General features: G+C 51.2%; 7 protein-coding genes and 3 pseudogenes. 2 read left to right on the top strand and 8 right to left on the bottom strand.

Annotated features, from left to right (window positions below; genetic code table 11):
* Nucleotides 1-5: 5 nt before the first annotated feature.
* Nucleotides 6-1823 (bottom strand): multicopper oxidase PcoA, encoded by a 1818-nt coding sequence (pcoA, locus tag AM329_RS15495; protein ID WP_001378117.1) that lies wholly within the window; start codon nt 1821-1823, stop codon nt 6-8.
* 234 nt (nt 1824-2057) lie between these two features.
* Here pcoA and AM329_RS15490 point away from each other — a divergent pair, with 234 nt between their 5' ends.
* Together AM329_RS15490 and AM329_RS15485 are read left to right on the top strand one after the other, a co-directional pair.
* Complete coding sequence (locus AM329_RS15490; protein WP_001023257.1) at nt 2058-2507, top strand: copper resistance protein; 450 nt, start codon at nt 2058-2060, stop codon at nt 2505-2507.
* Nucleotides 2508-2795: 288 nt separating this feature from the next.
* Nucleotides 2796-3532 (top strand): annotated as a pseudogene (locus AM329_RS15485) (peptidoglycan DD-metalloendopeptidase family protein).
* A gap of 33 nt (nt 3533-3565) precedes the next feature.
* Here the strand turns inward: AM329_RS15485 and AM329_RS15480 are convergent.
* The 7 genes and pseudogenes from AM329_RS15480 to silC all read right to left on the bottom strand — a co-directional run bounded on the left by AM329_RS15480 (nt 3566) and on the right by silC (nt 13228).
* Nucleotides 3566-3796 (bottom strand): DUF2933 domain-containing protein, encoded by a 231-nt coding sequence (locus tag AM329_RS15480; protein WP_075155266.1) that lies wholly within the window; start codon nt 3794-3796, stop codon nt 3566-3568.
* A 6-nt stretch (nt 3797-3802) separates the two neighbouring features.
* Nucleotides 3803-6250: pseudogene (silP, locus tag AM329_RS26260) on the bottom strand (Ag(+)-translocating P-type ATPase SilP).
* Between the two features lie 126 nt (nt 6251-6376).
* Nucleotides 6377-6814 (bottom strand): annotated as a pseudogene (locus tag AM329_RS15465) (DUF411 domain-containing protein).
* A gap of 36 nt (nt 6815-6850) precedes the next feature.
* The gene (silA, locus tag AM329_RS15460) at nt 6851-10045 is read right to left on the bottom strand and encodes a Cu(+)/Ag(+) efflux RND transporter permease subunit SilA (RefSeq protein WP_075155265.1); all 3195 of its coding nucleotides are present in this window, start codon (nt 10043-10045) and stop codon (nt 6851-6853) included.
* A 10-nt stretch (nt 10046-10055) separates the two neighbouring features.
* Nucleotides 10056-11348, bottom strand: a complete 1293-nt coding sequence (silB, locus tag AM329_RS15455) for a Cu(+)/Ag(+) efflux RND transporter periplasmic adaptor subunit SilB (protein WP_000157620.1) — start codon at nt 11346-11348, stop codon at nt 10056-10058.
* Between the two features lie 113 nt (nt 11349-11461).
* Nucleotides 11462-11815: a cation efflux system protein CusF gene (cusF, locus tag AM329_RS15450; protein ID WP_001246155.1), complete on the bottom strand. Its 354-nt coding sequence runs from the start codon at nt 11813-11815 to the stop codon at nt 11462-11464.
* A 27-nt stretch (nt 11816-11842) separates the two neighbouring features.
* The gene (gene silC / locus AM329_RS15445; protein ID WP_000475506.1) at nt 11843-13228 is read right to left on the bottom strand and encodes a Cu(+)/Ag(+) efflux RND transporter outer membrane channel SilC; all 1386 of its coding nucleotides are present in this window, start codon (nt 13226-13228) and stop codon (nt 11843-11845) included.
* Nucleotides 13229-13385: the final 157 nt, after the last annotated feature.

The raw sequence follows: 13385 nt of genomic DNA, 5'->3' as shown, positions 1-13385 counted from the left end.
TCGCATCATTCCTCCACCCGGACTTCACGAAACATTCCCATTTCCATGTGATAGAGCAAATGGCAGTGATACGCCCAGCGGCCAAGCGCATCTGCTGTCACTCTGTAACTGCGTTTTGTACCAGGGGGAACATCTATTGTGTGTTTACGAACCATGAAATTACCGTTTTCATCTTCCAGATCGCTCCACATACCATGCAGGTGAATGGGGTGAGTCATCATGGTATCGTTGATCAGCGTGATCCTGAGCCGCTCACCGTATTTCAGCAGCACCGGTGCGGCATCTGAAAACTTGATTCCGTTAAATGACCAGGCAAACTTTTCCATGTGGCCGGTTAAATGCAGTTCTATGGTACGGCCAGGTTCACGTCCGTCAGGATCCTCAAAGCGGCTTTTCAAATCCGCGTACGTGAGAACCTTTCTTCCGTTATTTCGAAGACCAATACCCGGATCATTTAATTTCGGAGAGACGCTCATCGCCTGCATATCAACCAGTGGGTTATCCGTTTCTGACGCAGGATGACTTTGCATACCCGGCATTCCGGCCATCCGGGAATGATCCATACCGGCCATGCTGCTGTGATCCATGGGCGCGGAGGATGTCCCGCTATCCGGAAGGCCAGCACCGTCCATAGACATCATCTCTCCGCTGTTATCCATGCCTCCCATCTGGCTGTGGTCCATTCCTGCCATATCATGTCCCATTCCCCCCATACCCATATCTTCCATGGTCAACAGAGGACGGGGATCGAGGGGGGGAACGGCAGCACTTAACCCCTCTCTCGTGGCCAGTGTCCCTCGAGCGTAACCGGTCCTGTCCATGGATTGTGCGAAGATGGTATAGGCCTCACCCTGAGGCTCCACAATGACATCATAGGTTTCGGCAACGGCAATCCTGAATTCGTCAACGGTAACCGGGTTTACATACTGGCCATCTGCAGCCACGACCGTCATTTTCAGCCCGGGGATACGGATATCGAAATAGGTCATTGCCGAGCCGTTGATAAACCGTAAGCGTATCTTTTCACCGGGACGGAACAGTCCGGTCCAGTTTTTCAGCGGGGCCTGCCCGTTCATGAGATAGGTGTAGGTGTAGCCACTGACATCCGCGAGGTCAGTCGGATTCATTTTCATTTCAGCCCACATTTTCCGATCGGCAATGGTGGCTGACAGCCCCCTGGTATTCACGTCGCGGAAAAAAGAGCCAACGGTTGGTTTATTGAAATTGTAGTAATCCGACTGTTTTTTTAATTTTTTCAGCAGGCTGTGAGGATTTTCATCGGTCCAGTCAGACAACATGACCACATGCTCACGATCGTAAGTAAACGGTTCTGGCTCCCCGGCATCGATGATAATGGCACCGTATACCCCCTCCTGTTCCTGCAGACCGGAATGGCTGTGGTACCAGTAAGTCCCGTTCTGCTTAACCTTAAAGGTGTAAACGTAGGTATCATCAGGCTCTATGCCCATAAAACTCAGCCCCGGAACACCATCCATATTGGCCGGAAGAATAATGCCGTGCCAGTGAATGGACGTCTGTTCATTAAGACGGTTTTTGACCTTCAGGGTAATGGTGTCACCTTCTTTCCAGCGAAGAACGGGCCCCGGCAGGCCTCCATTGATTGTTTTGGCCTGACGCTCACTGCCCGTGATATTGACGGCCGTTTCACCAATGGTCAGGTCAAACTGAGTACCCTGCAGGGATGCGGCAACTGGCAGGCTCAGACTGGAACGCGCATTGAAACTCCATACGCCAAGACTTCCGGCTACGCCAGAGAGGGTTAACCCCTTCAGGAAAGTTCGTCGAGACGTTTTCAACAGCATGCGCATTCCCTTATTTAAAGTATGGTTACTGACAGAATTCGAGAACCGATTTAAATTAAATTACTGGTTCATCCACTTACAATGAAATGAATCTAGCACACCTTAAGAAACAAATTCATTACAATCGTGTAATGTACATAGCTGTATTACATTTACGTCATCTTCCCCACAGGTTGATTATTTTTATATATGATCATAAGGACATCTTTTATGTACCTCAGAAGGTAATTACACATGAATATATTAATCACGACCACTGCGTTTACAGCTTTATTTTGTGGGGCAGCTTTTGCTCAGTCCAGTGATATTGCCCATGAAGCACATCGATTTGTTAATAATGCCTCAGCCGTCAGTCATGTGAATTCCTCGACGCATGAAAACTTACCGGACAGGGTTAATAAAAACAACACGCCCTCATTCTCTGAAATGAATGAACATGAAAGGGCCATTGTTGCTCATTCATTTATGAACAACAGCGCGTCCTATGCGCATCAGAAAATGATTGAGGAACATAAAAAAATGCTGTCCGGCAGTGATGCAAATTCAAAGACCTCGTCTTCTTCTTTTAACGAACTGAATGCCGGAGAAAAAGCCGCTCTCGTGCATGAGCAGGTCAATAATGCCGGTGCGGAAGCACATCAGACGCAGGCAAGAAAGCTTCGCGGGCTGTATTCGACCAGGTAACTGCAGGCGGGTTAGTGCTTAGCGTCAGGTGCGCAGCAGGGCTTTACTGACGGGTTACGTAGCAGGACATGAGCCCCATATTGCTCTGCCGTAACCTGTTTCAGTCCCGTTAATCATCACCGTCGGGCTGGTCATACAGTTCCCAGAGCTTCAGGAGCAAACGGGAAACAAGATATGTTACAAAAATGACGACCATCAACGGTGCTCCCGATTAACTGACAGATGACACGCCTCCTGAAAACCCCTAGCATACGCCGCAGTGTTCATGCTAACGGCGAATTCCAGTAAATGTATTCTACCGATGTCGTAAAAGAAAATGCCTACCTTTCAGCCACCCGCTCGGGGCTGGAATCGAACGAGATCGCTACTCTTCAGCGCTCCTTGCCTTCCCGGTTTAATCTGCGGCATTTGAAAAAAAATGAATCATTAAAACTCGTACTGCAAAAGAAAGCGGGAAAATCACGTGTCGTGGCCTATAAATTTACGTCCGGTTCATTTAATTACACGGCGTATCGTATATCAGATAAAAAGTTCTATAACCTTTCCGATACTTCCGGGAAAGGCAGTCTCGATTATCCGTTACCGGCCACAGCAAGACTCAGTTCGCCTTTCAATCCTGCAAGACTTAACCCGGTATCGGGAAAAGTGAGTCCCCATAATGGCATTGATTATTCCATGCCCATGAACACGAAAATAGTCAGCGTCATCGACGGAAAAATCACCCGGGCCGAATACAACAGTACCATGGGATATTTTGTTGAAGTAACGGGAAAAGCCGGTGTTAAAACTCGCTATCTCCACCTCAATAAAATACTCGTTACTAAAGGGCCAGGGTTACACGGGGAGGTGCTATTGCGTTATCCGGTAACAGCGGACGTTCATCCGGTCCTCATCTGCATTACGAGCTGGTCATCAATAACAACCCTGTTAACTCTCTGGCGTTCCGGGCAGCGGCACCCGCTGATAACAAACTCGAACAGCATGCCTTTGCGCATGCCAGAGACTACGAACGATACCTGGACTGATAACGGGACCGCGACGCGGCCCCGTCTGCCGGATTAATTTTTTTTATCGTTTTCACTTCCGTGATGTTGATGATCTCCATGCCCTCCGTGGCCGTGGAAAAGATGCATTAGCGGGCAGACCAGCAATAACAGATATGGCCAGTAACCTGCCACATGTGACCAGTGTTCGCGCAGGAGGGCAAATGCCGCGATCGCGGCGACAGCAATAAGCGCATAGGTGGTACTTTCATACTGGACTCCTTCTGTTCGTAACTGACCCTTCACTCAGTGTTATTTCCCGAGCCTGACACTTTTCAGACGCAACGCATTCACAATGACGCTGACGGAGGAAAGAGCCATGGCCGCCGCCGCAATAACTGGCGACAGCAGTATTCCATACACAGGATAAAGCAGACCTGCAGCCACAGGCACGCCAAGTGCGTTGTAGATAAATGCAAAAAACAGATTCTGACGGATATTTTTCATGGTGATCTCTGACAGATGACGGGCCCTGTTCAGTATCATCAAGTCGCCTTTGAGAAGGGTGACTCCGGCACTTTCAATTGCCACATCTGTACCCGTTCCCATGGCTATACCCACGTCAGCCGCTGCCAGCGCCGGGGCATCATTCACACCGTCTCCGGCCATCGCAACCACATGGCCAGACTCTTTCAGTCGGGTTATCACTGCTTTTTTGCCATCCGGCAGAATTCCGGCTTCAACCTCATCTATTCCCAGTTTCCGTGCGACTGCTTCAGCAGTAAGCTGGTTATCCCCGGTGAGCATAACGATGCGGATCCCCGCCTGACGCAAAGCTTTAAGCGCATCCGGCGTGGTTGTTTTCACGGGATCCGAGATAGCTATCAGGCCTGCAAGGTCCCCGTCTGTGGCCACATAGATAACGGTAGCGCCTTCCATCCGCAACGTATCCGCAACGGCCTTTTGATTATCAATAACTATACTGTTTTCCTGCATAGCCAGTTCATTACCAATAACAACCCGTTGACCTTCGACATCGCCTGAGACACCTTTACCCGACGGTGCATCGAAATGAGTGACTGCGGGTATTGCGATCCCCTTTTCCTGTGCTGCTTTAACTACTGCCATACCCAGCGGATGCTGCGAGCCTTTTTCCACTGCGGCTGTTACACGCAAAAGAGATGTTTCCCCACCCGGATTGAGACTGATAATCCCTGTCACCGTAGGCGAACCTTCCGTGAGCGTGCCTGTTTTGTCGACAACCAGCGTGTCCACTTTTTCAAGACGCTCAAGGGCTTCGGCATTCCTGATTAACACCCCCGGCCTGGGCTCCTTTGCCCACCCCACCATTATCGACATCGGCGTGGCCAGCCCCAGCGCGCAGGGACAGGCAATAATCAGGACCGACACAGCCGCAATGAGACCGTGCGCCATCCTGGGCTCGGGCCCCCAGACAGACCAGATCACGAAAGCAACAAACCGCGATAAGTATCACCAGAGGAACAAACCAGCCTGAAACGCTGTCAGCCATTCTCTGGATGGGGGGCACGCGAACGCTGTGCATCAGCGACCATCTGAACAATTCGTGAGAGCATTGTTTCATCACCGACTTTCTCTGCACGGATGATGAGACTCCCTGTCTGATTAATGGTCCCCCCGATGACAGGGTCACCCTCCGTTTTGGTAACCGGCATAGATTCCCCGGTCACCATCGATTCATCAACGGTTGTTTTGCCTTCGATCACGATACCGTCGACCGGAATACTCTCTCCAGGTCTGATGCGGAGCTTATCGCCAGGCAGGACATCTTCCGCATTAATATCCGTTTCATGACCGTCATGATCCAGCCGTCTGGCGGTTTTGGGGCAAGGTTCAGAAGCGCAGTAATGGCGCCTGAGGTTTGTTCCCGTGCCCGCAGCTCAAGAACCTGTCCCAGCAGAACAAGCACCGTAATAACTGCTGCGGCTTCAAAATAAACGGCCACCAGGCCATCCATGTTTCTGAACGATGCAGGAAACCAGGAGGGGAAGACGGTTGCAATGACGCTGTAAACCCAGGCTACGCCGGTCCCCATTGCAACAAGGGTAAACATATTCAGGGAGCGGTTACGTAACGACATTCCGGCCCGGGCGAAGAATGGCCAGCCACACCACAACACGACAGGGGAGGCCAGAAGCAGCTGCAGCCATGTGTTGTACTGTGGCGGTACTGTATTCCTCAACTCGGGAAACAGATGAGATCCCATTTCGAGTACCAGAACCGGAAACGCCAGCAACAACCCCAGCCAGAAGCGTCTTGTCATGTCGTGAAGTTCATCACTCGGCCCCGTGGATGCCGTAGCTACGAGCGGCTCCAGTGCCATTCCACAGACAGGACAGCTTCCGGGACCACTGCGGCGTATCTCCGGGTGCATCGGACATGTCCACACACCTTCAGAATTCTCTTTTTCCGCCTGGTGGTGAGGCTGTTTTATCTGATCAGGGCTGACTTCATGATGATCGTGGTGATGGTGATGGGAATGTTCACTGGCATCTTCGGTAAGATAACGATCGGGATGGGCTTTAAATTTACTCTCACAGCTGGCGGAGCAGAAATAAAGTGATGGTCCTGGTATCGAATGCTGCTGTGCGCCCTGTCGGGCAGGATGGCCATCCCGCACACGGGATCTCTCACCTTATGCAATACGTGGCCCTCGTCCGGGGATAATGTCTGCTCAGAAGCAGTCTGGTTGTTGTGTTGCACTGCATTGTCATTTTTCACAGTAACTCTCCTTATGCATACCGAAGCATCTTCTGTCTTCAGGGTATGTCATGGATGCGATTACCACGAATATCGCCGGCACAGGAGTGCCTGCTACCGGCGTCCCGTTATCAGCCGTTCCGCTGACTATTCGATTCGCTGGAAGACTTTTTTACTTCCATCCGGTGAGAATGCGATAACATCGTAAGCCTCTTTTCGGGCTCCCATCTCCATTCCAGGACTTCCTGCTGGCATACCGGGGGTGGCGAGACCGTATATACCTGAACCAGACTGCATTGCCTATGTATCGTTGTCGCAGGCACATGGCCTTCAATGATCAAATTACCGGCAACCGCGGTATGACAACTTCGCAGTCCTGCAGGAATAGCATGCTTTCTTTCAGGGCTGACAGCGCCTGATCATTCATGACGTGAGTTCGTACTTCAAACCCGTCTTTTCCATCGCCTTGCCCCACAGGGAACAACAGCCACAGTTGTCAGATTTGTACATATCAATCACTTTTTCACTCGCCATCGCGGGCAGTGAAAGGCCGAGAGCCAGCGCCATCAGAACCACTTTTTTCATACTCACCTCTGTATATTATCGATTTAAACCCTGACGTCAGGGTGAATCAGTAAAGAAGGACACCCACAGGGGGTGCCCTTTCAGGTCAGGACACGCTTTTTTATGTCTGCGCAGCCAGATTAATTTGTAGGCGGCAGGAATAATGAACAGGGACAGCAGCGGAGCCGTGATCATCCCACCAATCATGGGTGCCGCGATACGGCTCATGACTTCTGAACCTGCACCGGTTCCCCAGAGTATTGGCAGCAGACCCGCAATGATCACCGCCACGGTCATGGCTTTCGGCCGGACACGCAGTACGGCACCATGATAGAGGGCTTCATCAAGGCCTTCCGGTGTGAACGTCTCTTTACGGGACAATTCCGGGTGCGCTTCAATGGCATGACGCAGATACATCAGCATGACCACGCCAAACTCTGCTGCCACCCCGGCCAGAGCGATAAACCCCGTTCCGGTTGCGACAGACATATGGAAGCCCTGCCAGTACAGGAACCATATCCCGCCAACCAGGGCGAACGGCAGGCTCATCAGGATCAGCAGGGCTTCATCAACCCGGCGGAATGCCAGATACAACAGGATGAAGATGATCATCACCGTCATCGGCACCATCAGCTTCAGTTTCTTGTTGGCATGCTCAAGCAGTTCAAACTGTCCGGAGAATGACACGCTGGTACCCGGTCTCAGTTTCACTTTCTGACTGATCGCCGTTTTAATGTCATTAACCACCGACACCATATCCCTGCCGCGCGCGTCAATGTAAATCCAGCTGGCTGGACGGGCATTTTCCGTTTTCAGCATAGTCGGCCCGGAAACGACCTTAATATCCGCAACATCGCCCAGCGTGATCTGCTGCTTCATCGGGGTCAGGATCGGCATCTGTTTCAGGGCCTGCGGGCTGTTCCGGTAATCCTGCGGATAGCGGATATTAATCGGGTACCGGGCCACGCCTTCAACCGTTTCCCCTACCGTCGCGCCGCCGATGGCTGATGAGATGAACAGCTGCACATCGCCCACCGTCATTCCGTAGCGGGAGGCTTTTTCCCGGTTGATATCCACATCAATGTAGCGCCCGCCTTCCAGTCGCTCTGCGAGAGCAGACACTACGCCGGGTACGGTTTTGGCGACCGCTTCGATACTCTGCGCCGTTGCATCGATATCGGACAGAACCGTTCCGGACACCTTGATACCTATCGGGCTTTTGATCCCGGTTGAGAGCATATCAATACGGTTACGGATTGGCGGCACCCAGAGGTTTGCCAGCCCCGGTAAACGGACGGTCCTGTCGAGTTCTTCAATAATCTTGTCAATCGTCATGCCTGGACGCCACTGATCCTCAGGTTTGAGCTGGATCGTGGTTTCAACCATTTCGAGCGGTGCGGAATCCGTGGCGGTCTCTGCTTTACCGGTCTTGCCAAATACAGAGGCCACTTCAGGAACGCTTTTGATTAACTTGTCCGTCGTCTGCAGGAGCGCTGCAGCTTCAGCCGGAGAGACACCCGGCAGGGTCGACGGCATATACAACAGGTCGCCCTCGTTAATCTTCGGCAGAAACTCACCGCCCACCTGGCTCAGCGGCCAGATAACGGTGAAAATGGACAAGGCCGCAACCAGCAGGGTTGTTTTTGGCCAGTGGAGAACCCGCAACAGCAATGGATGATACGCTTTGATCAGTACCCGGTTCAGGGGGTTACTGGTCTCTGCAGGAATTTTCCCCCGGATCCAGAATCCCATCAGAATCGGAATGACGATGATGGCCAGCGCGGCCGCGCCCGCCATGGAGTACGTTTTCGTGAATGCCAGCGGGCCAAACAGACGTCCTTCCTGACCTTCCAGGGTAAAGATAGGAATAAAGGACAGGGTGATGATCAGCAGGCTGATAAACAGTGCGGGTCCCACTTCAACGGAGGCATCGGTAATCACCTTCCAGCGGGTGGCGTTGTCAATCTGCTCACCCGGATGCTGATGATCCCACTCCTCAAGCCGCTTATGCGCATTCTCAATCATCACAATGGCGGCATCCACCATCGCACCGACGGCAATCGCTATCCCTCCCAGCGACATGATATTGGCGTTCAGTCCCTGGAAGTGCATGACGATAAAGGCGATACACAGACCAAGCGGCAGAGAGATAATCGCCACCAGGGCAGAACGTACGTGCCACAGGAACAGGGCACAGACGATGGCCACCACGATAAACTCTTCCAGAAGTTTGGAACTGAGGTTATCAATCGCCCGGTCGATGAGCTGGCTGCGATCGTAGGTGGTCACGATTTCAACGCCTTCCGGCAGGCTGGCCTTCAGCGTCTCAAGTTTATCCCTCACTGCCGTGATAACGTCGCGTGCATTTTTACCCGACCGCAGGATCACCACGCCGCCAGCGACTTCGCCCTGGCCGTTCAGCTCGGCAATACCACGCCGCATTTCAGGCCCGGTCTGCACGCGGGCAACATCCCGCAGATAAACCGGCACGCCGTTCTCGCCTGTTTTCAGGACGATGTTATTAAAATCATCAATGCTCTGAAGATAACCGCTGGCACGGACCATATACTCAGCTTCGGCCATTTCAACGGATGAGCCACCGGCCTCCTGGTTAGACGATTCAAGGGCCTGTTTCACTTCGGGCAGGCTGATACCATACTGAGACAATTTTACCGGATTGACCTGAATCTGGTACTGTTTCACCACGCCGCCAACCGAAGCGACCTCAGCCACGTTCGGGATGGTTTTCAGCTCAAATTTCAGGAACCAGTCCTGCAGAGAACGCAGTTCTGAAAGGTCGTGTTTTCCGCTGCGATCGACAAGGGCATATTCAAATATCCAGCCCACCCCCGTGGCGTCCGGACCGATTTCAGAACTCACACCGGCGGGCAGTTTTCCCTGTACCTGGTTCAGGTACTCCAGCACGCGGGAACGGGCCCAGTACAGATCGGTGCCGTCTTCAAAAATGACATACACATACGAATCACCGAACTGTGAAAAACCACGCACGGTTTTTGCGCCAGGCACGGACAGCATGGTGGTGGTAAGTGGATAGGTGACCTGGTTTTCTACAATCTGCGGGGCCTGGCCGGGATAGCTGGTTTTGATAATGACCTGCACATCTGACAGGTCAGGCAAGGCATCGACAGGCGTGTTAATAATCGTCCATGTGCCCCAGATGCTGAGAAACAGGGCCCCCATCATGACCAGGAAACGGTTGGCGACAGAGCGCCGGATAATCCATTCAATCATCGTCGTCTCCTCAGTGCCCTGAATGCATATTTACAGGCTGGTCAGACATTGCTGGCATACTGCTTTCTGTTTTTTCAGGGTGGCGCATACGTTCCAGTGCGCCCGTAATATTGGCTTCAGAGTCAATGAGGAACAGGCCACTGACCACCACGGTATCGCCTTCATTCAGGCCGGAGCCGATGCCGGACTGTTGCTGTGACTCATGCAGAACGTGGATCTGTTTCGGCACAAACTTGCCTTCATCATCAACAGTAATCACGCGCTGTTCTTTGCCGGTATCGATAACGGCCTGGCTTGGTATCAGCAGCATCTCCTGGCTTCTGGTATTCAGTTTCAGATAGGCATTCATGCCCGGCTTGAGAAACTCATCCTTATTAGAAACCTGGAGACGGACCTGAAGCGTACGGGTTGTCTGATCCACGCTGGGAAGAATATTCCATTTTTCGACATGGAATGTTTTATCCGGATAAGCCGGTACCGAAATTTCAAACTGCGACGTATCTTTCAGCAGATAGGCGATAGATTCTGGCACTGCAGCGCTGATCCAGACCGGGTCCATTCCCTGAATCTGAGCCACCACCTTATCTTTCGAAATATTCATGCCGGTGCGCAGGTCAAATGCAGTAATGACACCATCAATAGGTGCTTTAATGGTAAAACGGGTCTGAATGCTCCGGGTAGAACGCAGTCTCTGAATATCCTCTTCCGGCATACCTGCCAGGCGAAGCCGTTCCAGAACGCCTTTAATTTGCGTGGAAGTACCACCGGTGCTGGATAACAGAAGGAATTCACTCTGTGCTTCCACCCAGTCCGGAATGGTAATATCGATAAGTGGCGTCCCCTTCTTCACATGATCGCCAATCGTCATGGGGTAGACTTTTTCGACAAACCCGTCAGAACGCGCCTGCACAATAACAAACTGATACTCGTTATAGCTGACATTAGCCGGGATTGTCTGAGAATAATTCAGCATTCCTCGCGTGACTTTTTGCGTTTTTAATCCCAGATTCTGAACCTGGGTTGGGTCGATACGGATCCCGCCACTGCTTTTATCGCCACTGTCATCAGCATATTTTGGCACCAGGTCCATATCCATAAAGGGCGATTTTCCGGGTTTATCAAATTTGGTATCCGGTTTCATTGGGTCATACCAGAAAAGCACCTTTCGTTCCGGTGCCTTTTGTTCTGTTTTTTCTGTCTTTTGTGCTGAGTTTACATACTGCCAGGCAGTAACCGATATCAGCCCCCCTGCTATGAGGCTGCTGATAATTATTGCAGCATATTTTATCTTTAAAGAAGCCATACAATTTTCCGCTAAAAAATCAAAACACCTGGCATATGCGCCTGACGGTTAACTCACACATATACCTATGTGAATGTACAGGCGCACAGGATGTAATCGCTCCGGACAGCCAATCAGGACTGCGTCACGTTAATGCTTTTGAGTAAGGAGATATTGCCCTGCTGAATAAACGAGAAATCGACATGGTTGCCTGTTTTCAGGGCATTAATAGCATCGTCTGCATTAACAAAAGTAAAGCGCATGGTCATTGCAGGCCAGCCCACCGCTGGAATTGCTTCATGCGAAATGGTGATTTTCTTAGTATTCATATCAATGTCTTTAACGACACCGGTGCCCTTGATAACTTGCTGTACCGAAGCATCACTGGCAGTATTCATATCGCCATGCTGATGTGTTTCAGCATGAAGACCGGCAGAAAACATGACAGAGAAGGCACCAAATAAAACGGCTTTAAGTGAATTACGCATTTTAATTTCCTGATTAATTAAATAAATTTACTCTACCCAACCGCCACCCAGCGCGGTAAACAGATTAATTTCGTTAACCTGCCGGGAATAGGTAAGATCGAGAATGGTTTGCTGGGTAGCGAAGAGGGAACGTTCTGCATCCAGCACTTCGATGTAACTGACAGCACCACTTGCATACAATCCTCTGGCACGCTGGAGAGTTATCTGAAGTGAATCAAGATAACGCTGCTGTGACTCAAGTTGCTGGCTAAGGCTGTCGCGCAGCGCAAGCGTGTCGGAAACATCCTTAAAGGCTGACTGAATTTTTTGTTCGTAATTAACCACCGACTGTTGCTGGCGAATTTCAGCCAGCTTCAGATTGGCTTTATTCCTGCCAGCATTAAATATAGGAATTTCAATTTTAGGGATAAAATTCCACATTCCACTTCCTGACGTAAACAGGCTGGACAGCTCCGTACTGCTTGCGGAAAGACCACTGGTCAGGGTAATTGAGGGGAAAAAGGCCGCTCGCGCTGCGCCAATATTGGCATCAGCCGCTTTCAGCTGATATTCCGCTTCCATAATATCCGGTCGCTGCAGCAAAATTTGTGAAGACAGATTTGGTGGCAATTTTACTGGGGCTATCTCCCCGCCTTTCATCCCTTTTTCTGACGGAAGTGCGCGGTACGTTCCCAGCACCAGTTGCAGGGCATTGTTTGCCTGAGCCAGATCGCCTTCTCGTTTGGCTATTTCGGCGCGGGTACTTTCGATTTGTCCTCGCGCCTGTTCAAGTGCCAGAACGTTCGTACTCCCGGTCACGAGCTGCTGCTCAACGAAAGCATAGGACTGTTGATAATTTTTCAGCGTTTCCCGCGCAATACGAAGTTGTTCGTACGCCAGTTGCTGGCTGAAATAGCTTTGTGAAACGTTGGATACCAGCAGGATGTGTACGGCCCGACGGGCTTCTTCGCTGGCAAAGTAGTTCTGGCGATCAGCATCACTCATGTTCTTAAGTTTGCCGAAAAAATCGAGCTCATAGCTGAGCTCCAGTCTCGCGTCGTACTCCTGTGTGGTCGGCTTGTCACCTTTCAGACCACCGCTGTATGTTATCCCGGATGAGGCATTCAGCTGGGGATAACGATCTGCATCCGTGACGTTGAACTGGGCTCGGGCCTCTTCAACCTTCAGGGCAGCCATTCTCAAATCACGGTTATTAGTCAGAGCTTCACCGATCAACCGGGTAACCTGGGGATCGACAAAAAAGTTACGCCAGCCCGTATCCTGATAGCCATTTACCGCTGGCGTCAGGCTGTTATGGGACAGTGAAAACTGCTGGGGTACCGGTGCTGCGGGCCGCTGATATTCAGGCGCAAGCGACACGCAGCCTGCCAGGATGAATATCGTGCTAATGCTGAGTAATTTTAATTTGAACATAACGCTTCTCGTCCAGGCAGACCTGGTAAATGGTTCAAATGAAGTCCAGAGTATTGATAGGGGTACTTTACCTAACGCTCTCTGTTTGCCGGGTGACAGGATAATGACAATGTTGTCATTTTTGCTGTAATCCGTTGATAACGATCGTGGGCGCAAT

Origin of the sequence: Enterobacter cloacae complex sp. AR_0002 (genome assembly GCF_001922365.1) — a bacterium.
GTDB lineage: Bacteria > Pseudomonadota > Gammaproteobacteria > Enterobacterales > Enterobacteriaceae > Enterobacter > Enterobacter hormaechei_C.
This window is presented reverse-complemented; position numbering and strand designations above follow the sequence as displayed.

Coding starts and splice junctions, on each gene's coding strand:
- AM329_RS15490 (WP_001023257.1), top strand. CDS start 2,058: ATGAATATATTAATCACGACCACTGCGTTTACAGCTTTATTTTGTGGG.
- pcoA (WP_001378117.1), bottom strand. CDS start 1,823: ATGCTGTTGAAAACGTCTCGACGAACTTTCCTGAAGGGGTTAACCCTC.
- cusF (WP_001246155.1), bottom strand. CDS start 11,815: ATGCGTAATTCACTTAAAGCCGTTTTATTTGGTGCCTTCTCTGTCATG.
- silC (WP_000475506.1), bottom strand. CDS start 13,228: ATGTTCAAATTAAAATTACTCAGCATTAGCACGATATTCATCCTGGCA.
- silA (WP_075155265.1), bottom strand. CDS start 10,045: ATGATTGAATGGATTATCCGGCGCTCTGTCGCCAACCGTTTCCTGGTC.
- silB (WP_000157620.1), bottom strand. CDS start 11,348: ATGGCTTCTTTAAAGATAAAATATGCTGCAATAATTATCAGCAGCCTC.